This is a genomic window from Streptomyces sp. NPDC023541 (genome assembly GCF_055559995.1).
The window spans coordinates 56,901-80,780 of record NZ_JBVHJO010000013.1; the positions used below are offsets into that span (position 1 = coordinate 56,901).

A 23,880-nucleotide genomic window follows, 5' to 3' on the forward strand; every position below is an offset into this window, starting at 1 on the left:
GGTCGGACACGAGTGGTACCTTCGGGCGACCCTGGGGCCGAAAGGCTTATGCGGGCGGTCGGGCGGGGCACTGCCGAATTATGACGCGACGCGATGACGGCGGCCCCGAGCACGCACACCAACGCCCCGACGGAGTCAGCGACCTCACGGTGGAGGCCCTCGGGTCCTTGTCGAAGGCACTGGAGACGGTGGAACGCGCCCGCGGCCACCTGTACGGATTCCACCAGCTGACGGGCACGGCGGATCTGGAACTGGACCGCGCGGTCAGCCTGCTGAGGGCGGCCGGACACGACGGGTGGGCCGAACGCGTGGAGGAGGACATCCTGGGACGCAACGTCATCCCCGGCCACTGGACGTTCCAGATCGTGGAGGCGTACGACCGCACGTACTACGAGCCGTTCAGGAGTCTCGAACGGCAGGCGGTCGGGGCACTGGCGGCGGGCAGGCAGCACCTCTACGAAGCAAAGATGAAGGAGGCCCGCCGGACCGTCGGCCACCCCGACCACGTCGCCCGCCCCGACGATCTGCGGTCCGGCGCCGACGCCCCGGACCGGCAGTGACAGCCCGCACAGAGCAGTGCTCGTTTTCGAATGCACGGCTGAGGGTCACACCTGTAAGGCACCGTCCCCCGTGTCTGGAGATGTGATGTCAGAGAAGAATCCGATGAAAGCGGCCGCAGACAAGATCGCGGATGTCCTGCACGGCGACCCGGCAGCGGCCCAGGGTCCCGAGGAGGGGGTCCCCGGCAAGCCCGGACCCGTCTCGCCGCAGCTGAGCGAACCCGTCGAGCCGGTGGAGCCGCTGCCACCGAAGGCGGACCAGAGCGGTCCCGAGACGGTCGGCCCGACCGGTCAGCCCACCGGGGCGGACCATGCCCGGGTCGCGCAGAGCGGCGCGTACCTCACCACCGCCCTGGGAACGCGGCTGTACGACAGCGACCACTCCCTGAAGGCGGGGCCCCGCGGGCCGGTGCTGCTGCAGGACCACCACCTGCGCGAGAAGCTCATGCACTTCGACCACGAGCGGATCCCCGAGCGCGTGGTCCACGCGCGCGGCTCGGCCGCGCACGGCGTCTTCCAGTCCTACGGCACGGCGCAGGCGGTCACCAAGGCGGCGTTCCTCGCCCGGGACACCGAGACACCGGTCTTCGTGCGCTTCTCGACCGTGCTCGGATCGCGCGGCTCGGCCGACACGGTGCGCGACACGCGTGGCTTCGCCACGAAGTTCTACACCGAGGAGGGGGTCTTCGACCTGGTGGGGAACAACATCCCGGTGTTCTTCATCCAGGACGGGATCAAGTTCCCCGACATCATCCACGCCGGCAAGCCACACCCGGACCGCGAGATCCCGCAGGCCCAGAGCGCGCACGACACGTTCTGGGACTTCGTCTCCCTGCACACCGAAGCCACCCACCACACCCTCTGGAACATGTCCGACCGTGGTATCCCCCGCTCCTACCGGATGATGGAGGGCTTCGGAGTCCACACCTTCCGTCTCGTCAACGCCCAGGGCGTCACCACGCTGGTGAAGTTCCACTGGAAGCCCAAGCTGGGCGTGCACTCACTGGTGTGGGAGGAGGCGCAGATCCTCGCGGGGGTGGATCCCGACTTCCACCGCCGCGACCTCTTCGACGCCATCGAGTCCGGCGCGTATCCGCAGTGGGAGCTGGGCATCCAGACCTTTCCCGACACAGCGGACCAGACGTTCGAGGGCATCGACCTCCTCGACCCGACGAAGATCGTTCCGGAGGAGCTCGCACCGGTGAAGCCGGTCGGGCTGCTGACGCTGAACGCCAACCCGTCGAACTTCTTCGCCGAGGTGGAACAGGTCGCCTTCCACACCGGCCACTTGGTGCCCGGCATCGACGCGACCGACGACCCGCTCCTGGCCGGCCGGATGTTCTCCTACCTGGACACCCAGCTGACCCGGCTCGGCGGGCCCAACTTTCCGCAGCTGCCGATCAACCGCACCCACGCGCCCGTCAACGACATGCTGCGGGACGGCATGCACCAGACGGCCGTGCACCGCGGCGTGGCCCCCTACAAGCCGAACAGCCTCGACGGCGGCTGCCCCTTCTTCGCCGGCGCCGACACCGGGGCGTTCATCGAAGTGCCGGTGGAAGTCCCGGCCGGACGCAAGGTCCGCGAGGCGCCCGCGTCCTTCGGCGACCACTTCTCCCAGCCCCGCCTGTTCTGGCTCAGCATGAGCGCCGTCGAACGCGAACACATCATCGCCGCCTACACCTTCGAGCTGTCCAAGTGCTACGAGCAGGCCGTCAAGGAACGCACGCTGGCCGTGCTGGCCAACGTCGACGGTGAGCTGTGCGCCCAGGTGGCGGCCGGACTCGGGCTGCCGGTTCCGGCCCCCACCGAACCCCTCGCGGACGTCCGCCCCAGTCCCGCTCTGTCCCAGATCGGCCGCACCTGGCCCGTGGACGGTCGCACCGTCGGCATCGTCGCCGGCCAGGCCGTCGACATGGCCCACATCCACGAGGTCCGCAGGGCGGTCCTCGCCGCCGGCATGGTGCCCCTGGTCATCGCCTCTGCCGGTGGAGTCCTGGGCGCCGACGGCGACCCGGTCACCGTCCAGCGCACCTTCGCCACGGCCCGTTCGGTCGAATTCGACGCGCTGGTGTTCGCGGGTGCACCCGCAGCGGGCGCCGACGCCTACGGTGCCCGCGATGCCAAGGCGGCGGATCCCGGCCCCGCCGTCGGCGACCCGCGCGTCCTGGCACTGCTCACCGAGGCGTACCGGCACGGCAAAGTTCTCGCCGGCTGGGATGGGGCCGAAGCCCTCTTCGAGGCCGCCGGCATCTCCGTCGGCGAACCGGGCGTCATCGTCACGGACGGTGCCCGAGGACTGCCCCGGCTCATGGAACTGCTCGCGGCGCACCGCGTCTGGGAACGCTTCCCCGCCGCGATGTGACACTTCGGGCCCCGCCCGGGCGCGCCGTCACGGAACCGGGCCGCCCGGCGGCCGGCCCGATCGGCCGCCCGGGTGCCGGGTGCCGGGTGCCGGGTGCCGGGTGCCCGGCGACCCGCCGGGCACTTCTGAGCGCGGCCGGTCGGGAGGCCTCCGCCCGGGCCACTGCCCCGTACACCCGCACCACGGACGGACGCGCCCGGGTGGGGCCGGACCGGTCGGCCGCACGCCAGGACAGGACACCGGCAACGGGCCCCGCGCCCGCGCCGGGTCCCCCGCCGGGTGGTCGCCGCCGGGGTTTCGGCCGGCCCGGCCGCCGCGCTCCCGACGGGCTGCGGAGCGTCCGCCGTGCGGGTGGACGGCGCCCGGGACGCTGTGCGCCTCTGCGAGCGGGCCCTCCCGCGACTCCGCCGCAGCCCGAGAGGTACAGCCCGGCTCGCGGAGACGGCAAGCGGCGCGGGGCGGCCACTCGGCGACGGCGGGTGCACCACCGGATCGGACGGTGCTCGGCGCGGTGGGACCCCCCCGGCGAATCATCGTGGCAGGCACCCGCACGACCGCGGCCTGCTCCGGGCGCCGCGCCCGGCGCAGGCGGTGCGCGAGCCTGTGATCAGGCTTGACGCAGCGCCGGTGGGGGCCGCAGAAGCCGCCGGGCGGAGGGCACAAGGCCGCTGCACCCGGGCCGTCAGGGGGCCGGGCCGCCTCCGAGGTACCGCTCGAGCCAGTCCGCGGCGGCCCGCCGGTAGAGCCGCCTGTTGTCCGCCCGCAGGAACTCATGGCCCTCGTCGCGCAGCGTCAGCTGTCGGGCCGGCACCCCGCGTCCGCGTGCCGCACGGATGAACTGCTCCGACTCCGTCGGCGGCACGTTGGTGTCGTGTTCGCCGTGGACGGCCAGCACGGGAGCGCGCAGTTGATCGATGCGGCTCATCGGGGACAGGGCGCGCAGCAGCTCCCGGTCGTGTTCGGGGTGGCCGTACTTGGCGGTGGCGGACTGGGCGATCCACGGTTCCGTGCCGGCGAAGAACGTGGCGAAGTCCGACATCCCGCAGACGGCGACGCCGGCGCGGAAGAGGTCCGGATGCCACACGAGGGAGGCCATGGTGAGGTAGCCGCCGTACGAGCGGCCCATCACCCCGAGCCGCACGGGGTCGGCGTAGCCGAGCGCGACCACGTGCGCGGCGCAGTCGGCGACGTCGTCGATCGCCGCGAAACGGCCGGAGCCGAGGTCGGCGTCCACGAAGGACCGCCCCCAGCCGGAGGAGCCGCGGACGTCGGGGGCGAACACGTCCAGGCCCCTGCCGAGGAGCTCGTGGTAGAGCGGGCTGAACACCGGCCGCTCCTGTTCCTCCGGGCCGCCGTGGAGGTGGATGACGCACGGGGCGGGCCGGCCCGGTTCCCGGCCGGGTGCCCGGTAGTACCAGCCTCCCAGCGTCAGCCCGTCCCGGGCGCGGCAGCGCAGGGGCACCGGGCGTACGGGGGGCCGCCCGGGCGGCACCGCGTCCTCGTCCCGGGCCGACCAGCCGGCGCGCGCGGGCACGAGGCCCTGGTCGAGTTCCCAGATGCCGGGCCGGCGCCCGGAGCCCGCGAGCGCGGCGAACAGGCCGCCGCGTTCCAGGGGCGCGATGCGGGTCACGACTTCGTGCGGCAGGACCGGCCGGTGTCGCGGTCCGGTGCCGCCTTCCTCGTCGGCCAGAGGGAGGCCCACGCTCTCCAGCTCGGTCGCCCCGTGCACGTTCCAGGCGAGGAGGGCCCACCGTCCGTGGTCGGGCACGCTCAGCAGGTCGAGGGCGGACCCCTCGCGTTCGGCCGCCACGGACACGGCCGGGCCCGCTCCCTGCTCGTCCAGCCGTACCTTCAGGAGCGCCGCGAACTCGCGGTCGGTGTCGCTGCGCAGCCACACGGTGCGCGCGTCGGCGGAGAACCGCCCGATCCAGGGGTCTCCGTCGGCGACGTGCAGGGAGAAGGTGGTGCGGCCGGAGGCGGTGTCGAGGACGAGTGCCTCGCGCCGGCCCCGCGGACCGCGGCGGACGAGCGCGAAGCGGCCGTCCGGGCTCGTGTCGCACACGCGCAGCGACGCCGCTCCCTCTTCGCCGTACAGCAGGACGGGTGCGTTCGCGCCGTCCGGGTCGACCAGGTAGGCGGCCAGCCCGCCACCGCGGACCTGGCCGAGGTCCGGGACCGGGCCGCCCCTCACGTGCACGGACGACGCCCGGCCGCGGGGCGGGGAGGCCGGATGCGACGCCACGCCTCCGAGGAGGGTCGCGGTCGCCCCGCGTTCGGACCAGGCCGCGCCGGGGCCCCGCGCGCCGGCCGCCGGCACACCGTCGACGTCCGACGGGAGGTGTCCCGCCCCGGCGTGCTCCACGCCCGACACGGAGGGCTGGGCGACGGTGACGGCCAGGGCGGTGCCGTCGCGGGTCCAGCATCCGAGGTGTGCGGAGCTCCCGGGCTCGGCTCCGGCGAGCACCTGCCGGCCGGTTCCGTCCGGGCGCACCACCAACACGCGGGTGTGCTCCCCGCCGCCGGGCGCCGAGGTGTACGCGATCCAGCGCCCGTCGGGCGACCAGGAGACCTCGGTCACCGGATCGGGGTCGCCGTCCAGGACATGGGCATCGGTCCCCCGGGCGGGCCCGCTCCACAGCTGGGGGACGCCGGCCCGGTCGCAGATGAAGGCCACGTGCTCACCGGTGGGGTCGGCCGAGGGATACCAGCATCCGTGGGCGGTGAGCAGGGTGGGCGGGTCGGCGCTGAGGTGGTCGGGCATCCGCACGGGTACGGGTGCCGGGGCGGCCTCGGGCCCCCCTGTGCCCGGGGCCGCCACCTTCCCGCCCGCTGTACCGAGTGCCTCATCCACCGAGTTCGTCCGCTCCAGGGGCATGGCCACCTCTCCCAGGCTTCCGCTTCCTGAGTGTTCCCACCACTCGGTCCCGTCACTTCACCGGATGCCGTGCGCCTGGAGCCAGATCTCCAGCGTCGCCACCTGCCACAAGGTGTTGGCTCCGCGCCTGGCGCGGTGGCGGTTGGGCGCCGCGAGCAGCTCGTCCACGAGTCGCTCGTCGAAGATCCCGCGCCGGCGCGCTTCGGGGGCCGTCAGGGCGTCACGTACCCGGGCCAGTACGGGCCGGGCCATGTGGCGCACCGCCGGAACGGGGAAGTAGCCCTTGGGGCGGTCGACGACCTCGCGGGGCAGTACCGCGCGTCCCACGTCCTTGAGCACGGCCTTGCCGCCCTGCGCGAGCTTCAGCTCCGGCGGGCAGGCCGCCGCCAGCTCGACGAGGTCCTGGTCCAGGAACGGCACCCTGGCCTCCAGCCCCCAGGCCATCGTCATGTTGTCGACCCGTTTGACCGGGTCGTCCGGCATGAGTGCGTGGACGTCCATGCGCAGAGCGGCGTCGAGAGCGGTCTCGGCTCCGGGGGTGGCCATGTGGCGCCGGACGAAGTCCGCGGACGCGTCGCGGCCGAGGGCGAAATCCGGGTGGATCATGGCGGTGAGGTCGGCGTGGGTCCGGTCGAAGTACGCGCGGGCGTAGGCGTCGTCCGCTCCCGCCCGTGGGGCCGAGGCGATCTGCGGGTACCAGTGGTAGCCGGCGAACACCTCGTCCGCGCCCTGGCCGCACAGGACGACCTTGACCTCCTTCGAGACCTGTTCGGACAGCATGTGGAAGGCCACGGCGTCGTGGCTGACCATGGGCTCGCTCATGGCGCCGATCGCGGCCTCCAAGGCCGTGGGGAGCCGGTCGGACGGGATCAGGAACTGGTGGTGGTCGGTCGAGAACCGGCGGGCGACGAGGTCCGAGTACCGGAACTCGTCGCCGTCCTCGCCGTTCTCCTCCTCGAAGCCCATGGCGAAGGTCGGGACGTCGTCGTGTCCCTCCTCGGCGAGCATGGCGACCATCAGGCTGGAGTCCAGACCGCCGGACAGCAGCACACCCACGGGAACGTCGGCGACCGTGCGCCGCCGTACCGCCGTACGCAGCGCCTCGTGCACGGCTTCCCGCCAGAGCACGGGGTCGTCCCCGAGCTCTGAACGCCTGGTGTACGACGGCTGCCAGTAGCAGTGGTCGTGGCTGGTGCCGTCGGGCTCGACGACCCGGACGGTGGCCGGCGGGACCTTCCGTACGCCCGCCAGCACCGTGCGGGGTGCGACCACCGTGCCGTGCCAGCTCAGGTACTGGTGGAGGGCCACGGGGTCGATGGACGTGTCCACTCCCCCGCCCGCCAGCAGGGCCGGCAGCGAGGAGGCGAAGCGGAGGCGGTCGCAGTCCTCGGTGAGGTAGAGGGGCTTGATGCCCAACCGGTCACGGCCCAGAACGACACGGCCCGTGTGGTGCTCGGCGACGGCGAAGGCGAACATGCCGACGAAGAACTCGACGCACTCCCGGCCCCATTCCGCGTACGCCTTGACGACGACCTCGGTGTCGGAGTCCGAGAAGAAGCGGTACCCGAGCTTTTCGAGGCGGGCGCGCAACTGGCGGTGGTTGTAGATGCAGCCGTTGAAGACCACCGTGAGGCCCAGCTGTGCGTCGACCATGGGCTGGGCGCCGCGCTCCGACAGGTCGATGATCTGCAACCGCCGGTGCCCCATGGCCACCGCCCCCTGCGACCAGATCCCTCTGCCGTCGGGTCCCCGCGGCTCCATCGTATCGGTCATGCGTTCGACGGCTGCGAGATCGGGGCGCCCGCCGTCGAACCGCACCTCTCCGCTCAGGCCGCACACGGGGCACCTCCCCATGCGTCGGCACCTCGGGGCGCCCGGGTGACCCCGCTCTTCTCAGAGGACCAGGTCGCGTACTTCATGCTTCTACACTCCTGTGCCGGTTCAGCCGGCACGTGCGAGCCGGTCCGAACGGGCGATCGACATACCCCGCGCCTGCCCGCACCTGGGGCTTTCAAGCGGACGTCTCGCTCACCGCAGGCGGGTGCGGCGCGGCCCGGCCCTGCCGGGCCCGGCGTCCAGTTCGCCGAGGAACCGGGTCAGCGCACGTGTTCCGAGGCTGAGCGCGCGCATCTCCACGCGCTCCTCGGGGCCGTGCCAGCGGTCCCCCGGCAGGCCCGTTCCGAAGAAGAGCACGGGCGCGTCGCAGGCCCTGGCGAGCTGCGCGGCAGGGGTCGCCCCTCCGTTGCCGATGGGCCGGGCCGGAGCCCCGTACGCATGCCCGACCGCCCGGTGGAGCGCGGCGAGGGCAGGATGTTCCTGGGGTGTCCGGTAAGGGTCCGAGATGGTCGAGGAGACGTCCAGGTCGTAGGTGTATCCCGGCCGGCGGTGTCCCTCCACCCAGGCGCGCAGCTGGTCGGCGACCCGGTCGGCCCGCTGGTCGGGCACGAGCCTGAACAGCAGGTCCGCGCTCGCCGCCGCCGGGATGAGTCCGAGCGCCGGAGCGTCCGTACGGCCCGCCGTGAGGCGGGCGACCTCGGCGGAGGGGCGGGTCCACAGGCGTTCCGGCACCGAGAACCCGGCCTCGCCGGGAGCGGCGAACGTAGTGGTTTCGGCCCGCCAGGCCGAGAGGTCGAAGGGCAGGGTGTCCAGCGATGCGCGCAGGGCCGGGGCGGGCTCGGCCACGGCGTCGTAGAAGCCGGGCAGGGTGATCCGCTGCGATTCGTCGGTGAGCAGGTCCAGCACCCTGCACAGCTCGAAGGCCGCGTTGGAGGCGGCGCCTGACACGGCCCCGCTGTGGATGTCACGCCGCGCGCCGCGGACGGTGAGGGTCGCGGTGACGGATCCGCGGACCACGCCGCAGACGGCCGGTTCGTCCAACGACCAGAGCATGGAGTCGGAGACCATGACCACGTCCGCCCCCAGGTCGTCCGCATGCTGTGACAGCAGGTCGGCGAGATGCACCGAGCCGATCTCCTCCTCGCCTTCGACCAGGTACTTCACGGTCACGGCGGGAGCGGGGGCGTCGCGCTCGGCCGTGTGCGCGCCCAGAGCCCACAGGTGGCACATGACCTGCCCCTTGGCATCGGAGGCGCCCCGCCCGTACAGGCGATCGCCGTCACGCAGCGGGGAGAAGGGCGGCGTGATCCGCCACTCGGAGGGGTCGACGGCGTGTACGTCGTGGTGGCTGTAGACGAGCAGGACCGGTGCGTCGGAATCGGCCGCCGGCCGGCAGCCGTACACAGCCGGGAGGCCGTCCGTCTCCCAAACTTCCGCCCGGAGGAAGCCGGCGCGGCGCAGGGTGCCGGCCAGCCACCGGGCGGACTCGCGTACGTCGTCGGCCCGGTCCGGGTCGGAGGAGACCGACGCGATGCCCACCCACTCCGCCAGGTCCGCCACCTCTTTCCGGCCGGGCAGCGCCTGGCCGTGCACGGCGTCTGCAGTGTGCTCGGCGTCGTGCTCGGCGTTCATCGTCGCCGCGGCCGCGTCTTCACCGCTTGCCGCCGCCTGTACCGCGCGTGCGGCGGGGTGTCCTCGTCGGCACGGGGGCTGCGTCGCCCTGGCGGGCGCCTTCCAGGAGATCGAACATCTGGGCCAGGACCCTTTGGAAGTCAGTCCAGGGAGTCGCCCGGTCCTGGCCGTCGGCACAGGTGTCCGCAGGGCCTGCGCCCGCTCGGTTCGAGGTCATGTTCCACCTCTCGGGGTCATCGGCCGGCTCGTACCGGTTTTCGTCTCGCGCGCGCTCCGCGTGCCCGGGGCACCTGCCCCGGTGCCGGGGGTTCATGCGCGGCGGCGGCCTCACCCCGCCGGGGACCGTCGGCATCCGGTCAGCCGTCGAACTCGACGTCCTTCACCGTGCAGACGTCGGCGGACATGTTGCGGCTCATCATCTGCAGGGCCGCGTCGGCCAGATCCGCGTCGATGTGGGCCACCGCGTCGTCCGGCACGACGACGTCGAAGTGCCGGATGTGGGCGTCCAGCGCCGAATAGAGAACGCACTGCTCGGTCACCTGACCGCACAGGACCAGACGCTCCGCCTTCAGCTGGCCGAGCAGGTAGGCCAGCGGGGTTTCGAAGAAGATCGAGTGCCGTGCCTTGACCACGAAGAGCGAGTTCTCGTCCGGGGCGACCGGCTCCACCAGGCTCCGGTGGCGGCCCGCGAGGGCCGCATCGAGGATTTCGCCGTGGTGGGAGCGCCATTCGCCGAAATTGTCGTTCACGTAGACGACCGGCGAAGCGCTGGCGCGGGCGTGCTCGATCAGGGTCGCGATGCCGGGCAGCGCCTCTCGGACGGAGGCCACCAGAACCTCCGCGTCCTCGTGCTCGTAGGTGTTGATCATGTCGATCACGATGAGTGCCGTAGAGGGCATGGGGCCGCCGCCTTTCGTCTCGATCTCCGCGCGGTCTCTTCCCAGTCTGTGGCAGCCCGGGCCCCCAGGTTGTTTGCTCCCGCGGCGCAGGAATCGGTGGCTCGCGGCAGGTGTGGGAGGTCCGGTCCCGGGCAGACGGATCTCGCAGCCCCGCTCTCGGCGGGGCTGACCAGCTTCGCAGGGCGCACCGGTCGGGGGGCGGCGACCGGCGGACCCCGTTTCCGAGGAGGAGATCATGGTTCCCGCCGGGAACGACCGGGTGACCTACCGCGACGGCCGTGAGGACCCGCACCGGGGGCGGATCGAGGAAGTGCGCGATCCCGGCCGCACGCGGTCTACCGGATCCGCAACGAGCGCACCAACGAGCTGCAGATCATCACCCAGGAGCAGATCGAAGGAGAGCCGGGCGCGCCCGACGCTTGAGCGCGAGGACGACATTCCTCCGGCCTCGCGGCCCCTCAAAGACGGGACAGGAGCAGCAGCGCGCAGGTGCAGAGCGCGAAGGCGGCCAGGGCCAGGCCGGTGACCCTTCGGCGCAGGCAGGCGTAGCGGTGCGTGTACTCCGCTTTGAGTTCCTCAGCACGCGCCACGGTCGCCGCGAGCATCTCCTTGCGCAGGTCCAGATGGTGCTCGGCGAACCGGCGGCTGATCTCCTCCTGTTCGCCGGCGCCGAGCCAGGTGAGTGCGCGGGCGAACGCCTCGCCCTGCTCTCGGGCCTGCCTCAGCGCCGCCTGGCTCATCAAGTACCCCTCGATCCGGGCGAGCCCGGCCGCCGTCTCGTTCGGGCGGTCGCTCATCGCGGACCCCCGCCTATCGGGGCTGCTCCGGGTCCTTGCCGCGCAGGGACCCTCGGGGAGCGGAGGCCTTGTCCTGGTCGACGACGTCGCGTTTGTGGTCACCGGCGTAGTCGAAGGCGGCGATCTCCGGGTGGTGGAGGTCGAAGGCCGGGGACTCGGACCGTACGCGGGGCAGGGTGACGAAGTTGTGGCGGGGCGGGGGGCAGGAGGTGGCCCATTCCAGGGAGCGGCCGTAGCCCCACGGGTCGTCCACCTGCACGCGGGGCGCGAACTTGGCCGTCTTCCACACGTTGTAGAAGAACGGCAGTGTGGAGAGGCCGAGCACGAAGGCGCCGATCGAGGAGAGGGTGTTGAGGGCGGTGAATCCGTCCGCGGCGAGGTAGTCGGCGTAGCGGCGGGGCATGCCTTCGGCACCGAGCCAGTGCTGGACGAGGAAGGTCATGTGGAAGCCGAAGAAGAGGGTCCAGAAGTGGATCTTCCCGAGGCGCTCGTCGAGCATGGTGCCGGTCATCTTCGGCCACCAGAAGTAGAACCCGGCGAACATGGCGAAGACGACCGTTCCGAAGACCACGTAGTGGAAGTGCGCCACCACGAAGTAGGAGTCGGTGACGTGGAAGTCCATGGGCGGGGAGGCCAGGATGATGCCGGTCAGGCCACCGAAAAGGAACGTCACGAGGAACCCGATCGACCAGAGCATCGGCGTCTCGAACGAGATGGACCCCTTCCACATCGTGCCGATCCAGTTGAAGAACTTCACCCCGGTCGGCACGGCGATCAGGAACGTCATGAAGGAGAAGAACGGCAGCAGCACGGCCCCGGTGGCGAACATGTGGTGCGCCCACACGGTCAGTGAGAGCCCGGAGATCGCGACCGTCGCGCCGATCAGACCGAGGTAGCCGAAGAGCGGCTTGCGGGAGAAGACGGGGAAGATCTCGGTGACGATCCCGAAGAACGGCAGAGCGATGATGTAGACCTCCGGGTGTCCGAAGAACCAGAACAGGTGCTGCCACAGCAGCGCGCCGCCGTTCTCGGGGTTGAACACCTGCGCGCCGAAACGCCGGTCGGCCTCCAGGACCAGCAGTGCCGCGGCGAGGACGGGGAAGGCGAACAGCACCAGCACCGAGGTCAGGAGGATGTTCCAGGTGAAGATCGGCATCCGGAACATGGTCATGCCAGGCATGCGCATGCAGATGATGGTCGTGGCGAAGTTGACCGAGCCGAGGATCGTACCGAAGCCGGACAGCGCCAAGCCCATGATCCACATGTCGCCGCCCACGTAAGGGGTGCGTTCGCCGCCACTGAGCGGTGTGTAGGCGGTCCAGCCGAAGTCGGCCGTTCCCTGCGTGGTGAACAGGCTGGACACCACGATGATCCCACCGAACAGGAACAGCCAGAACGACAGCATGTTCAGACGCGGGAAGGCCACGTCGGGCGCCCCGATCTGCAACGGCATGATGGCGTTGGCGAACCCGGCGAAGGTCGGTGTGGCGAAGAACAACAGCATGATCGTGCCGTGCAGCGTGAAGACCTGGTTGTACTGCTCGTTGGAGATGATCTGCATACCGGGCCGCGCCAACTCCGCGCGCAGCAGCAGCGCGAGCACGCCGCCGATGACGAAGAAGCCGAACGAGGCGATCAGGTACAGGTGGCCGATCTTCTTGTGGTCGGTTGTCGTCAGCCAGGTGACGACCACGCTCCCCCATGAACGGCCCGGCACCGGGATCGGCGTGACGGGCTCGGTGGATGTCGCCATGGACGATTCCTTTGCGTCAGACACGGGGTCACATCACGCGCCGTACCGGAAAGTCTCTTACGCGCGGCTTACAGATGTACTACGGAAAGTGACGATGGGCTATGAGGCAGCCGCGCAGTGACCCGGTTGGCTCACGCGATGTAACCGGTGCGTGCGAACGAGCACGGGGCGGGTACGGCGGCGGCGCCGTCTCACGTGCCATGAGGGGCGTTACGGTCGGCGATAGGGGTAGGCGACGGTCAGGAGGATGCCATGGCTACCTACCACTCCCACCACGCTCCGGTCCCGGCGCGCCAGGCCCATGCCTACCGTCAGGGCATGCACGACCAAGTGATCGGACTGGTCATGTTCGCCGCATCTGCCGCCCTCTGGATCTTTCCGATGGCGACCCACGACGGGGCGAAGGACGCTCAGGTCAACGAGGCTGTGGTCGGGGGGATCCTGATGTTCGTCGTCGGCCTTCGGATCTACCGGGGCAGCACCTGGCGCTCCGATGCGGTCATCGGCCTGGCAGGCCTGTGGATGATCGCCTCTCCGTACGTACTGGGGCTGCAGAACGCCGCCGTCGACAACGGCAGCCGGGTCCTCGACATCGCCGTCGGAGTCGTGCTCGTGGTGACCTCGCTGATCTCCCTGCTGATCATGCGTGCCGACCGGCGGGCGCGAGGCGCTGACGCCGCTCCCTGATCGGCAGGATCGTCAAGACGAGGCCAAGACGGCGGTTCCCCACAGGCCGGCGCCCTGCCGCAGCAGAGCGAGGACCTGCTCGTCGTCGGGCGGGTCCGCTCCGGGGAGCCAGACCACGACGACGCGTCCGGTGGCGACCACCATCTCCGTCCAGGCCTCCGGCACGAGCCCGGGCGGAGGACGGTAGAACTCGACTCCGCCGTGGGCGACGACCACGGCGCCGTCCTGCAGGACCGCCGTCCAAGCCGTCGCGGGCCGCAGCAACTCTGCGACATCGGCGGGGAAGGGCCCCAGCCCCTTCCTCGTGAGCTGCTCGTGCACCGACTGCTCGTCGCCGTCGCCACCCGCGAACACCAGGAGCGGCAGATCGCCCACCGGTGTCCCCCGGAACCCGACCGTCTTGAACGCCCACGGCATGCGCTGCCCTCCGCTGCTCGTCGCCACCCCTCCCAGCCGGTCCGCTTCGGGGGGCCGAGGACCGGCCTCCGCCACCGTGCTCCTACCCGTGCCACGCCCTCCCATGGCCACTCGCAGGACGGGCCTCGGTGGAGGATTCGTCGCCTAGGGTCGCGCCCCGAGCGGATATCGGGTTCCTATGGGCCCAAATGGGTAAATTCCATGCGAAACGGAGCGGAGCGTGCCCGCACGTCTCCGTTCGCTCACGTGAGGAGGGCCTTCGTGGAGCCCTGGTTGATGTGGCTGATCGCCGCGGCGGTGCTGGCCGTCGCGGAGGTGTTCACCCTCACCGCCGCCCTGGGGCTGCTCGCCGCTGCCGCGTCGGTCACCGCCGCGGCCGCCGCGCTGGGTCTTCCCGTGCCGTGGCAGTTCCTGGTGTTCGCCGGCGTCGCGACGCTCAGCGTGGTCTTCGTGCGCCCCCTCGCGCTGCGCCGCCTCTCGCCCCGCCCAGAGGCGCGGTTCGGCGTGGAGGCACTGGTGGGGAAGCCGGCCTATGTGGTCAGTGAGGTGTCCGCGCAGGGCGGCAGGGTCCGCATCGGGGGCGAGGAGTGGACCGCTCGGGCCTACGACGAGACGCTGGTGATCCCTCCCGGAACGACCGCCGACGTGGTGGAAATCAGCGGCAGCACAGCATTCGTCTATCCCCGGGAGTGACCATGGAAGCCTGGGTCGTCGCCGGCGTCATCCTCGCGGTCTTCGCCGTCTTCACCGTGGTGCGGGCCGTGCGCATCGTGCCTCAGGCTCGCGCCCGCAACGTGGAACGGCTGGGCCGCTACCACCGCACCCTGAGACCCGGCCTGAACGTCGTCATCCCCTACATCGACCGCGTGTATCCCGTGATCGACCTGCGGGAGCAGGTCGTCTCCTTCAAACCCCAGCCCGTCATCACCGAGGACAACCTCGTCGTCGAGATCGACACCGTGCTGTACTTCCAGGTCACCGACCCGCGGGCCGCGGCGTACGAGATCGCCAGCTACCTCCAGGCGGTCGAACAGCTCACCGTCACCACCCTGCGCAACGTCGTGGGATCGATGGACCTGGAGAAGACCCTGACCTCTCGCGACACCATCAACAGCCAACTGCGCGGCGTGCTGGACGAAGCGACGGGCAAGTGGGGCCTGAGGGTCAATCGCGTGGAGATCAAAGCCGTGGATCCGCCACAGTCGATCAAGGACGCGATGGAGAAGCAGATGCGAGCGGAGCGGGACAAACGCGCCGCCATCTTGGGAGCCGAGGGGCAACGGCAGTCTCTGATCCTCACCGCCGAAGGAGACAAGCAGTCTGCTGTCCTGCGTGCGGAGGGTGAGCGCACGGCGGAGATCCTCCGGGCCGAGGGCCAGTCCCGTGCCATCGACGAGGTGTTCCAGGCGGTGCACCGCAACGACCCCGACCCCAAGTTGCTGGCCTACCAGTACCTTCAGGCGCTGCCCCAGCTCGCCCAAGGACCGGGCAGCACCTTCTGGATCATCCCCGGCGAGGTCACCTCCGCGCTCCAGACCGTCAGCCGCGCCTTCAAGGAAGTGCTGCCTCCGTCGCAGGCCACCCAGGACGGGCCCGCGGAGGACAGGGCGAACCAGGCCGCCGACGACGCCGCACAAGCCGCCGCAGCCGCCGCACAAGCCCTCGCGGACGCGGCCGAAGCCGACCCCACTTCCCGACCGCCGGCGTGAGGCCGCCGGCCACTTCCAGTGCCAGTTCGTCCGGGGCCTTCACCCTCGTACGACCGTGGTGCCGTAGGCCGACCAGGGTCCCATCCTGCGGTGCACTCCAGGGCCGACCCGAGTGGGGGCAACAGGCCGCCCGCGGTGCGCGATTCGCTGGTGCCCACCACCCAGTCCGCGGAACGCGAGGCGTCGGCGAGCACGGCCCACACCTCATGGGGGTGCGGCGTGGATGAGCACGGAGGTATGGGGAACGGCCGGGACCGCCCCTCGTGCCCGGCGCCTGCACGACCGGCGCGCCGCCACACCACCGCACCGCCTCGGCGTCCGACGCGTGTCCCGCCGGGAGCCGGGTAAGCGCCTGAGCAACAGCGGTGCCGCCGATCCACACGAGTGCACGAATGCCCGAGGGGCGGAGCGAGGCGATGAGATGCGGTCCATCCAAGGTCTGCGCACCCATTGCGGCCACGGGGCGGCGATGCTCGGGTTCGCCGCGTACACGGGCGGCTGGATCGTGCTGCGCCAGCGGCTCGCGCGCCCCCGTCCGGCCCCGCCCCGTCCTTGGGATCTACTGCTCACCGCAACGGCCGCGTTCCGCCTCAGTCGCCTGATCGGGAAGGCGACCGTGACGCGTCCTCTGCGCGCCCCGTTCACGCGCGTGGATTGCGCGGGGGCTCCGGCGGAACTCAACGAGTCCCCGCGCGAGGAGCCCGGTCGCAAGACCGCGGGCGAGCTGATGAGCTGCCCCTTCTGTCTGAGCGTGTGGTTGGTGACCACCCTCACCGGTGCCCGGGCCGTCTGGCCCGAGGCGACGAGCACGGTGACCGGAGCACTGACCGCCCTGACCGTCTCGGACGCGCTGCAGTACGGGCACTCGATGCTGTCCGAACGCGCCGGCCACTGAGCCTGGTTCCGTGGCGCGGGGTTCCGTGGCGCGGGTCAGGCCCAGGTGACGGGTAGGCGCCCGGTTCCCGCCTGCATGCTGCGCCGCCGGCCAAGCGAAGAGCGGACACGGCGCGGCCCGGCCTCCGGTGTTCTCGGAGGCCGGGCCCGCGTCGTCCCGGCAGCGTCTCCTACCCGGGCGGGCGCTGCGCGCCGGGGTCCGTGCGTATCTCGGCTGCGGTCTCGCGTCCGACCTCGCGCAGTTCGTCGGCGGTTTCCCGGCCGGCGCTCTGTGCGTGCCCGGCCGTCGTGGCCGCTGCCTCCTGGGCCGTGTCCTTGACGGAGCCCACGGCTTCCTCGACCGGCTCCTTCAGCTCGTCCCGGACTTCCTGGGCGGCATGGAGCGCGGTCTCCTTGACCGGCTCCAGCAGCTCGTCCGAGTGCTCGCGCAGTTGTCGGCCCGCCTGTTCCTCGACCTCGGTGGTCGGCAGGAGCGCGGCCGCGAGCATACCGGCGCCGAAGGCCATCAGGCCGGCCGCGAGCGGACTGCCCTGCGTCTGCCTCTTCATCCGGACCGGGGCCTGCTGAACGGCTTGCTGCACGTCGCCACCGATCTCCTTGGCCGTCCCCGTCACGCTGTCCGCGGCCTGGTGCAGGCTGGCGGAGGTGCCGTGCGCGGCATCCTGTGCAGTGCCCATTACCCGCTCCCTCACTCCGCTCACGTGGTCGCGCATGGAATCGACCTTGCGGCGGGCCACCCTGCGCGGGGTCATCCTGTCCGCCAAGCGGTCGACGTTGCGCGAGAGGTGTGCTCGCCGGTACTCCATGTCGCGCCTCAGCTCGTCAGGTGTCGTGCCCATCGGGCGTCCTCCTTCAAGGTGTCCACCGTCTGCTCCGGCTTGAGGTTGACCGTGCGCAGCCGCTCGCGGCCCTTCGCGTACAACACAGCGCCGACGACGGCCCAGACGGCGGTGACGATGAGAGCGGCCCAGGCCGGATCCATCACGTTGGCCAGGGCGAAGACCACGGTCAGGCTGGCGAACAGCAGGAACACGTGCCCGGCATATCCCGCTCCGCCCAGCATGCCGACTGCCTTGCCGGCCTTGGCCGATTCCTGCTTCATCTCGGCCTTGGCCAACTCGATCTCGTCCCGGACCAGCTGCGAAAGGTCCTGGCCGATCTCACCGACGAGCTCCCCGAGCGACGGCTCTGCTGCCCTCGTCGCGGGCGGGGGCGGGACGGAAGGCCGGGCGGGGGCCACGGGCCGTTCGTGGGAGGAGATGGCCATGTCAGACCCCTCCCCCGGGCCCCACCGAGCTGCCATGGGCCGGCGAACCGTTCGGCGGGTAGGCCGGCGGCGCCGGCATGACGTGCGGAGGTTCACCCAGCCCCGTGGAGGGGCTGGCGACCACGGCGGGGGTGTCCGCGCCGCGATCGGCGCCGGCGCCGTCGCGGTTCTGAGCCGAGGCGGCCGCGCTCACGCCCTTGCCGGCTCGCGCGACGACGAATCCGGCCAGCGCCGCGCCGGCGAGGAAGACCCCCGGGCGGCGGCGGGCGAAGTTCTGCAGGTCGGTGACCAGCCCGTCGGGGCCCCGCTTCTCGACGTGATCGGCCATCTGACGGCCGCCGTCGGCGATCTGACGGGCCACTCCCGCCATGGTGGATTCCGGCTGGCCGTTCTCGCCCAGCTCCCGGAGCTCCTCCGAAAGCCGGCGCACGTTCTGCGCCAGCCGCTGCGTCTGCGTCTCGGCCTGGCCGGTCAGCTGGGTACGAAGCTCCCCTACGAGGTCACGGGCCTGCGTGGTGGCCTCGCCCACGACGCGGGACGCTTGTTCCCTGGCCGTTCCGCCTACCTCGGCGGCTTTGTCACCGACCAGCGCCGCTCCCTCACCGGCCTTGTTCTGAACGGTCTGGGCTGCGGCCGCCGTCCTGCTCTCGTCCGGGCGGCTCGCGTTCTGGAAGTCACTCAAGGCTCCTCCTGGTGCATCGCGTTCGGACGTTGCACGAAAGCGCCTGCCCTGCTTCCAACACCTCACCCACCCCGAATCGCCAGAAATGCCTCGGATGCGACATCCACCGGAGCTCGTTGTCCGGGCCCCGCCCGTCCGGCATCATCGGCCAACCCCTGTACAGGCCCGTCCGGCAGCGACGAGGTCCGTCAGCTCGTCGAGCGTCCTTGACGGCCGGCCTGCGCACGGCATGGTCTTTCCGTCTGCGCGCATCGCCGGGGTGCGATCGCCCGTCTCCGGGCTCTGCCCCCGTTCTCGTGACCCCCTCGCTCGCCCTCGCCCCGCCGGAGGCGAAGTCGTTCCACGCGGGGGTCTTTCAGCGACCGGATCGACGTCAGCAGCAGCGGACGCCGATCGGCGGAGACGTACCCCGACCGTCGACGGCCCGTCGATACGGTCGTCCTCCCTTCACTCGACTGCGCATACGCGTGCGGCGATCGGCTCGACGGCCGCAGGCGTACCGGGCGGCGCCCCGGGCAGGCGCCGGGTGAGGTCCGCCCGGCTCGCGTACCCGCCGGCCGGGCTTCGTCCCGGTGGAGGGAGGGGCGCAGATGACGTACGGCATCGTGTGGGAGGAGTCTGCCGTGTACGCAGCGGCCCGACACCTCGGGGACGATCCGGCCGGGCTGCAACAGTTGCTGTCGGCCGTCGAACGGTTGTCCGGCGAGCCCTGCCCGCAGGGCGCTGCCGTCTTCGGCACCGGGCTGTGCCGGATCCACGTCGGCCGCTATCGCGTCCTTTACACCCTCACCCGCGATCCGGGAGCGGTCGTGATCCTGCACGTCGGCCGCCTGGGCTGAGCGACTCGCCCGGTGCCCCCACCGTCGGTGTGCGCGATCAATGTGCCCAGGTCTGGCGCGGCCGCAGGTCAGGACCGGCCTGCGGGCGAGGCCAGCGAACTCCGAGTTGTCCTGCTCGCTGTAGCACACCCTTCACCGTGGGCGAGCTCGCCCACGGTGAAGAGAGGGAGCGCGCCGCCTTCGTCCGCCGCACGGACCGGCGTGGCGCAGGTGCGGGGCGGCGAGGCCGGCCTCGCGGCACGCGCTGGGGCGGTCGCGGCAGGCGCGGCCCGGTGCCGCCTCGGCCGTTTCTTTCGGTCACCATCGGACACTCCTTGAAGCGGCCCGTCGTGAGATCGGCGAGGAAGCCCGGATGCCGCCCAGCGCCCTGTGCGACTCCCCCGCGCCGTCGGCAGTACGACCCCGGCCCGGCGCCACGCCCGAGACCCCGTCTGCCTGTCGCTGCGGGGCGGGCTGCCCTACCGTCGAAGCGAGCGGTGCGCAGTCGCCACGGTATCTGACGAGTCATCACAGAAGTCACCAGAACCTGCTTCGAGAGTCCAGGGACCGGCAAGGTCAATATCGCGAACCAATTGCCTTGACCTGCCAAAGCACTGCTCAGAGAGTCACCTGTCGTCCTCACCCGGAGATGCGCCATGAAGATGCTGATCAACAGTCCTGAGACCGTGGTCGCCGACGCCCTGCGCGGGCTGGCCGCCGCCCACCCGGACCTGGACGTGGACCCCGAGGCCCGGGTCATCGTACGGAAGGGCGCGAACGAGGGCGGTCGGGTCGGCCTGGTCTCCGGCGGCGGCTCCGGGCACGAGCCCCTGCACGGAGGCTTCGTCGGCCCCGGAATGCTGTCGGCCGCCTGCCCCGGCGAGGTGTTCACCTCCCCCGTGCCCGACCAGGTCCTGCGGGCCGCCAAGGCGGTGGACTCCGGCCAGGGGGTCCTGTTCATCGTCAAGAACTACACCGGGGACGTGCTCAACTTCGACATGGCCGCCGAACTCGCCGAGGAGGACGGCATCCGCGTCCAGCGCGTGCTGGTCGACGACGACGTGGCCGTCACCGACAGCCTCTACACGGCGGGCCGGCGCGGCACCGGGGCCACCCTGTTCGTCGAGAAGATCGCCGGGGCCGCAGCCGAGGAGGGCGCCGCGCTGGAGCAGGTCGCCGCTGTGGCCGAGCGGGTCAACAAGGCCTCCCGCAGCTTCGGCGTGGCGCTGAGCGCCTGCACCACCCCCGCCAAGGGCAGCCCCACGTTCGACCTGCCGGACGGCGAGCTCGAACTGGGCATCGGGATCCACGGCGAGCCCGGCCGGGAGCGCCGCCCGATGATGTCGGCCCGGGAGATCGCGGAGTTCGCGGTGGGCGCCGTACTGGACGACCTGGCGAACGTGGCCCCGGCCGACGGACCGGTCCTCGCCCTGGTGAACGGCATGGGCGCGACGCCGCTGCTGGAGCTGTACGGGTTCCACGCGGAGGTGGCGCGGGTGCTGGCGGACCGCGGCGTACCGGTGGCGCGGACCCTCGTCGGGAACTACGTCACGTCGCTGGACATGGCGGGATGCTCGGTGACGCTGTGCCGGGCCGATGACGAACTGCTGCGGCTGTGGGACGCGCCGGTGCAGACCCCGGCACTGCGCTGGGGCCGCTGACCGGCGGAGGAGGCGGCTGCCACTACGTGGCGGGATGGGCTCCGACGGCTTGTCGGTACGCGATGTGGCCGCCCAGCGCTCCGGTGACGGCCACCGCCGCCAGACCGGCGCACGACCACAGCCTGCCCTTCGCGGGGCGGCCGCCCAGGCGCGCCGCCAGGGAGACGGCGTAGCAGCCGACGGCAGCGGCGTTGGAGACGGCGTGGGCCAGGCCGACCCGTGCCTGTTCGGGCGGCAGGTCGGCCCAGTCCGCCCAGCCGGCGATCGCGGCCGGGGCCACACCCGCGAGGCCGACGGCCGTCAGGGTCGTGGCGGCGCGCCGCTCACCTGGTACGACGTCGAGTACCGCGGCGGAGAGCCAGCATCCGATGGGTACCTGGACGAGGACGGGATGGAGGGGATGGCCCAGTGGCCTTCCCCTGAGCAGGTCCCTCACCTCGCCCAGGGGGAGCGAGCGGATCCCCCGCTGGAGTACGCGGATCGCCGGGTCGGCCAGGGTGGTCCGTTCGAGGCGGTCCAGGGTCGTCAGCCACCACCCGGACGCGGCGTTCAGGGCGGGGGCGATATTCGAGGGGCGGAGGGTTTCGGTGTTCATGGATGGCGCCTACCCGGCTTCGGGCCCCCGCCCCACGTTGGTGTCGCCCGAATGGGGTGCCGTCACGGCCGCCGGCGCCGGGGGGCGTCAGAGGGTTTCGCCGAGCGAGTCCGCCAGCCGTCGTCGTGCCGTCCGGGTCGCCGGCAGCGCCGCGGCCGCGACCGCACCCAGCACCGCGCCCGCGATCACCGTCAACAGCACCGGCAGCGGGGGCAGCTGGGCAATGCCCGCGCCGATTCCGCTCGACGCGCCCTGGGTGTCCACCAGCCAGGTGCCGGACAGGACGCCCACCGTCGTCCCCACCAGAGCTGACACGAGCGCGGTCAGGCCGGCGGCCGTCACGATCATCGCCCCGATCTGACGGGGCGTCAGCCCGATGGCCTTCAGCGCGAGCAGGTCCCGGCCCCGGTCGCGTACGCCCGTGCCGATGAGCGTCAGCAGTTCGATCAGCCCGATGAGCGCCAGCACGGCGATCAGGGCGCCGATCACCCCGCGTGCCGGTTCCAGCCGGTCGGCCGGGTTGGGCGTCTCGCGGACCTCCAGTGGTGCGCCGGCCGCCGCGGCGAGGGCGCCGCTCACGGCCCGGGGATCGGCCCCCTCGCGCAGCTCCAGGGCGTGGAAGGCGGGCCGCAGCCGGGGGTCGCGCTCGCGCAGTGCGTCCAGGGTCGTGGTGATCACCCGGCCGCCGGAATCGGGCTCGATGGTGCGCCCGACGAGGTGCAGGATCTGCGGCCGTCCGCCGACGGTCATCCGTACCCAGTCGCCGACCCGTACGCCGAGGAGGTCCAGCAGCCCCTGGCCGGCCACGGCCTCGTCGGGGCCGGCGACCGCGCGCCCCTCCACCACCGCGGAGGGGTACGGCTGGCGGGCCGTGCCCAGGCCGCGCAGGGTGATGGTGCCGGTCTGCCCGGGGACGAGCGCCGCCATCTCCGCACCCGGATGGACGGCGGCGATGTCCGGGACCGTCGCGAGGGTCTCCTCCAGCTCCGCGTCCGAAGGCCCCGCGGGCTGCTCGGACCGCACGGTCAGCGCCGCGGCCAGCCCCACCTGGGCGGGGCGGCTGCGGAACTGGTCCAGCGTCGACCAGGCCACGAGGGCGACCGTGATGAGCACCAGCGGCAGCGCGAGCCTGGCCACCGCCACGAGCGTCCGCCCGCGCCGGGGGAACGCCGCACGCCATCCCAGGACCAGGGCGGGCGGCACCCGTACGCCGAGCGCCCGCTTGCCGAGGGCGGTCATCGGCGCGGCGGACGGCAGCGCCGCCCGCGCCACCGGCACCGGCGGCACCCGGCCGGCCCGCCAGGCCGACAGCCCGGTGGAGGCGGCGATCAACAGCACCGCGCCGCCGGGGATGCCGATCATCAGGGCGGTGTGTCCGGGCAGGTCCTGCCAGACGGCGGCGGCCTCCCCGATCCGCCCCGGTATCCGGGCGCCGAGCAGGGCGATCGCCGTGGTGCCGAGGGCCACGCCGAGGAGCGCGAAGGCCAGGTGCTGTACGAGGAAGCCGCGGGTGACCTGGCCGGGGGTGAAGCCGATCGCCTTCAGGACGGCGATGTCGCGCAGCTGGCCCCGGACGCGGGCGCCGACCGCCCCGGACGCGGCCAGGGCCGCGGCGAGCAGTGCGCCGAGGCCGAAGACGGCGAAGACCGTGCCCAGGAGCCGGTCGTCGCCGCCCGCCTCGGCGCGGGCCTGCTGCCACTTGGTGACCTCGGCGACCCGGTCGGCGCCGAGTACGGTGACCGCGCGCTGGACGATGAAGTCGGTGTCGTCGGGGTCCTCCAGACGCAGCCCGACGCTCTGCCCGGTGTCTGCGTGGGCGATCTCTTCGAGCGTGCCGGGGAGCACCCAGCCGATGCCGGCCGCGCCGCCCGGCTGGTAGCGGGGCTCGGCCGCGTCGGCCGTCCCGCTCACCCGCAGCAGGTGCGGGGCGCCGTCCGGTCCGGTGACGCGTACGGTGTCGCCCGGCTCCGCCCAGAGGGCCCGCGCGACGGAGGTCTCCAGCACGACGGAGCCGGTCCCCGAGCCGGTGCCGGTGTCGCCGGCGTCCGGCCGGGCGAGCCAGCTGCCCGCGGCGACGAGCGGCCGTCCGGTCTGCGGGGGCTCCGCTTCTGCGGCGCGGAGCATCACCCCGGCCCTGGCGCCGCGGGACTCGACCGTGGTCGCGGCCGTGCGGTAGGGCCCGGACAGCGCCGCGACGCCGTCCACCGCGGCCAGGGCGTCCGCGTCGGTGCCCGCCCCGGCGCGGGTGTGCAGCCAGATGTGCGCGCCCTGGGACTGGTTGAAGACCCGCTGCCAGGGGTTCGCGGCGTAGCCGAACAGCGCGCCGGCCAGCAGGAGCGAGGCGATCACGCCGGCGCTGGCGAGGACGACGAAGAGGGCTTCGCCGCGGTGTGCGCGGAAGTCGGCCTGCGCCCAGCGCAGAGTGGCCCGCAC

At 72.1% G+C, this 23,880-nt stretch carries 20 protein-coding genes; 8 read left to right on the plus strand and 12 right to left on the minus strand.

All coding sequences use genetic code 11. The features are described from left to right. Positions 1-80: 80 nt before the first annotated feature. Together ACZ3X1_RS27770 and ACZ3X1_RS27775 are read left to right on the plus strand one after the other, a co-directional pair. Positions 81-560: a hypothetical protein gene (locus ACZ3X1_RS27770; protein ID WP_467281368.1), complete on the plus strand. Its 480-nt coding sequence runs from the start codon at positions 81-83 to the stop codon at positions 558-560. Positions 561-645: 85 nt separating this feature from the next. After that, positions 646-2,925 (plus strand): catalase, encoded by a 2,280-nt coding sequence (locus ACZ3X1_RS27775; protein WP_467281369.1) that lies wholly within the window; start codon positions 646-648, stop codon positions 2,923-2,925. A gap of 682 nt (positions 2,926-3,607) precedes the next feature. On the opposite strand, the gene ACZ3X1_RS27780 is transcribed toward ACZ3X1_RS27775, so the two are convergent. From ACZ3X1_RS27780 to ctaD, 6 genes are all read right to left on the minus strand, one after another. Next, entirely contained in the window at positions 3,608-5,800 is a 2,193-nt protein-coding gene (locus tag ACZ3X1_RS27780) for a prolyl oligopeptidase family serine peptidase (RefSeq protein ID WP_467281440.1), read from the minus strand. A 57-nt stretch (positions 5,801-5,857) separates the two neighbouring features. Continuing rightward, positions 5,858-7,639, minus strand: coding sequence for an N-acetylglutaminylglutamine amidotransferase (locus ACZ3X1_RS27785; RefSeq protein WP_467281370.1), 1,782 nt, complete (start codon positions 7,637-7,639; stop codon positions 5,858-5,860). Positions 7,640-7,828: 189 nt separating this feature from the next. Continuing rightward, positions 7,829-9,268 (minus strand): M20/M25/M40 family metallo-hydrolase, encoded by a 1,440-nt coding sequence (locus ACZ3X1_RS27790; RefSeq protein WP_467281371.1) that lies wholly within the window; start codon positions 9,266-9,268, stop codon positions 7,829-7,831. Between the two features lie 356 nt (positions 9,269-9,624). After that, complete coding sequence (locus ACZ3X1_RS27795; RefSeq protein WP_467281372.1) at positions 9,625-10,167, minus strand: cysteine hydrolase family protein; 543 nt, start codon at positions 10,165-10,167, stop codon at positions 9,625-9,627. Between the two features lie 458 nt (positions 10,168-10,625). Beyond that, positions 10,626-10,964 (minus strand): hypothetical protein, encoded by a 339-nt coding sequence (locus ACZ3X1_RS27800; RefSeq protein ID WP_390078117.1) that lies wholly within the window; start codon positions 10,962-10,964, stop codon positions 10,626-10,628. A 13-nt stretch (positions 10,965-10,977) separates the two neighbouring features. After that, positions 10,978-12,717: an aa3-type cytochrome oxidase subunit I gene (gene ctaD / locus ACZ3X1_RS27805; RefSeq protein ID WP_390078119.1), complete on the minus strand. Its 1,740-nt coding sequence runs from the start codon at positions 12,715-12,717 to the stop codon at positions 10,978-10,980. 252 nt (positions 12,718-12,969) lie between these two features. On the opposite strand from ctaD, the gene ACZ3X1_RS27810 reads away from it, so the two are divergent. Then, positions 12,970-13,404 (plus strand): SPW repeat domain-containing protein, encoded by a 435-nt coding sequence (locus tag ACZ3X1_RS27810; protein ID WP_467281373.1) that lies wholly within the window; start codon positions 12,970-12,972, stop codon positions 13,402-13,404. Positions 13,405-13,416: 12 nt separating this feature from the next. Here ACZ3X1_RS27810 and ACZ3X1_RS27815 read toward each other — a convergent pair whose 3' ends face one another. Then, complete coding sequence (locus ACZ3X1_RS27815) at positions 13,417-13,821, minus strand: hypothetical protein (protein WP_467281374.1); 405 nt, start codon at positions 13,819-13,821, stop codon at positions 13,417-13,419. A gap of 261 nt (positions 13,822-14,082) precedes the next feature. On the opposite strand from ACZ3X1_RS27815, the gene ACZ3X1_RS27820 reads away from it, so the two are divergent. From ACZ3X1_RS27820 to ACZ3X1_RS27830, 3 genes are all read left to right on the plus strand, one after another. Beyond that, entirely contained in the window at positions 14,083-14,514 is a 432-nt protein-coding gene (locus ACZ3X1_RS27820) for an NfeD family protein (protein WP_362632195.1), read from the plus strand. A gap of 2 nt (positions 14,515-14,516) precedes the next feature. Next, positions 14,517-15,530 carry an SPFH domain-containing protein gene (locus tag ACZ3X1_RS27825; RefSeq protein WP_467281375.1) on the plus strand — a complete coding sequence of 338 codons (1,014 nt, stop codon included), beginning with the start codon at positions 14,517-14,519 and terminating at the stop codon, positions 15,528-15,530. A gap of 421 nt (positions 15,531-15,951) precedes the next feature. Then, positions 15,952-16,425 carry a DUF1360 domain-containing protein gene (locus ACZ3X1_RS27830; RefSeq protein ID WP_467281376.1) on the plus strand — a complete coding sequence of 158 codons (474 nt, stop codon included), beginning with the start codon at positions 15,952-15,954 and terminating at the stop codon, positions 16,423-16,425. 169 nt (positions 16,426-16,594) lie between these two features. On the opposite strand, the gene ACZ3X1_RS27835 is transcribed toward ACZ3X1_RS27830, so the two are convergent. Genes ACZ3X1_RS27835 through ACZ3X1_RS27845 form a run of 3 tightly spaced genes read right to left on the minus strand, consistent with a single transcriptional unit; the run spans position 16,595 to position 18,373 of the window. After that, entirely contained in the window at positions 16,595-17,263 is a 669-nt protein-coding gene (locus ACZ3X1_RS27835) for a DUF3618 domain-containing protein (RefSeq protein ID WP_467281377.1), read from the minus strand. Beyond that, positions 17,239-17,691 carry a phage holin family protein gene (locus ACZ3X1_RS27840; protein ID WP_467281378.1) on the minus strand — a complete coding sequence of 151 codons (453 nt, stop codon included), beginning with the start codon at positions 17,689-17,691 and terminating at the stop codon, positions 17,239-17,241. Before ACZ3X1_RS27840 ends, ACZ3X1_RS27835 begins: the two co-directional genes overlap by 25 nt. A gap of 1 nt (position 17,692) precedes the next feature. Next, a complete protein-coding gene (locus tag ACZ3X1_RS27845) occupies positions 17,693-18,373 on the minus strand; it encodes a hypothetical protein (RefSeq protein WP_467281379.1) in 681 nt (226 codons plus the stop codon). Positions 18,374-18,963: 590 nt separating this feature from the next. On the opposite strand from ACZ3X1_RS27845, the gene ACZ3X1_RS27850 reads away from it, so the two are divergent. Continuing rightward, positions 18,964-19,212, plus strand: coding sequence for a type II toxin-antitoxin system RelE family toxin (locus tag ACZ3X1_RS27850; protein ID WP_467281380.1), 249 nt, complete (start codon positions 18,964-18,966; stop codon positions 19,210-19,212). Between the two features lie 635 nt (positions 19,213-19,847). Further along, positions 19,848-20,852, plus strand: a complete 1,005-nt coding sequence (dhaK, locus tag ACZ3X1_RS27855) for a dihydroxyacetone kinase subunit DhaK (RefSeq protein ID WP_390078136.1) — start codon at positions 19,848-19,850, stop codon at positions 20,850-20,852. A gap of 22 nt (positions 20,853-20,874) precedes the next feature. On the opposite strand, the gene ACZ3X1_RS27860 is transcribed toward dhaK, so the two are convergent. Together ACZ3X1_RS27860 and ACZ3X1_RS27865 are read right to left on the minus strand one after the other, a co-directional pair. Next, complete coding sequence (locus ACZ3X1_RS27860) at positions 20,875-21,447, minus strand: DUF2231 domain-containing protein (protein ID WP_467281381.1); 573 nt, start codon at positions 21,445-21,447, stop codon at positions 20,875-20,877. Positions 21,448-21,534: 87 nt separating this feature from the next. Then, positions 21,535-23,880 carry an ABC transporter permease gene (locus ACZ3X1_RS27865; protein WP_467281382.1) on the minus strand — a complete coding sequence of 782 codons (2,346 nt, stop codon included), beginning with the start codon at positions 23,878-23,880 and terminating at the stop codon, positions 21,535-21,537.

What these genes read in the sequence shown, in the direction of transcription:
- dhaK (WP_390078136.1), top strand. Translation starts at nt 19,848, where the DNA reads ATGAAGATGCTGATCAACAGTCCTGAGACCGTGGTCGCCGACGCCCTG.
- ACZ3X1_RS27810 (WP_467281373.1), top strand. Translation starts at nt 12,970, where the DNA reads ATGGCTACCTACCACTCCCACCACGCTCCGGTCCCGGCGCGCCAGGCC.
- ACZ3X1_RS27780 (WP_467281440.1), bottom strand. Translation starts at nt 5,800, where the DNA reads ATGCCCCTGGAGCGGACGAACTCGGTGGATGAGGCACTCGGTACAGCG.
- ACZ3X1_RS27790 (WP_467281371.1), bottom strand. Translation starts at nt 9,268, where the DNA reads ATGAACGCCGAGCACGACGCCGAGCACACTGCAGACGCCGTGCACGGC.
- ctaD (WP_390078119.1), bottom strand. Translation starts at nt 12,717, where the DNA reads ATGGCGACATCCACCGAGCCCGTCACGCCGATCCCGGTGCCGGGCCGT.
- ACZ3X1_RS27815 (WP_467281374.1), bottom strand. Translation starts at nt 13,821, where the DNA reads ATGCCGTGGGCGTTCAAGACGGTCGGGTTCCGGGGGACACCGGTGGGC.
- ACZ3X1_RS27835 (WP_467281377.1), bottom strand. Translation starts at nt 17,263, where the DNA reads ATGGGCACGACACCTGACGAGCTGAGGCGCGACATGGAGTACCGGCGA.
- ACZ3X1_RS27775 (WP_467281369.1), top strand. Translation starts at nt 646, where the DNA reads ATGTCAGAGAAGAATCCGATGAAAGCGGCCGCAGACAAGATCGCGGAT.
- ACZ3X1_RS27840 (WP_467281378.1), bottom strand. Translation starts at nt 17,691, where the DNA reads ATGGCCATCTCCTCCCACGAACGGCCCGTGGCCCCCGCCCGGCCTTCC.
- ACZ3X1_RS27825 (WP_467281375.1), top strand. Translation starts at nt 14,517, where the DNA reads ATGGAAGCCTGGGTCGTCGCCGGCGTCATCCTCGCGGTCTTCGCCGTC.
- ACZ3X1_RS27860 (WP_467281381.1), bottom strand. Translation starts at nt 21,447, where the DNA reads ATGAACACCGAAACCCTCCGCCCCTCGAATATCGCCCCCGCCCTGAAC.
- ACZ3X1_RS27770 (WP_467281368.1), top strand. Translation starts at nt 81, where the DNA reads ATGACGCGACGCGATGACGGCGGCCCCGAGCACGCACACCAACGCCCC.
- ACZ3X1_RS27800 (WP_390078117.1), bottom strand. Translation starts at nt 10,964, where the DNA reads ATGAGCGACCGCCCGAACGAGACGGCGGCCGGGCTCGCCCGGATCGAG.
- ACZ3X1_RS27850 (WP_467281380.1), top strand. Translation starts at nt 18,964, where the DNA reads ATGACGTACGGCATCGTGTGGGAGGAGTCTGCCGTGTACGCAGCGGCC.
- ACZ3X1_RS27795 (WP_467281372.1), bottom strand. Translation starts at nt 10,167, where the DNA reads ATGCCCTCTACGGCACTCATCGTGATCGACATGATCAACACCTACGAG.
- ACZ3X1_RS27830 (WP_467281376.1), top strand. Translation starts at nt 15,952, where the DNA reads ATGCGGTCCATCCAAGGTCTGCGCACCCATTGCGGCCACGGGGCGGCG.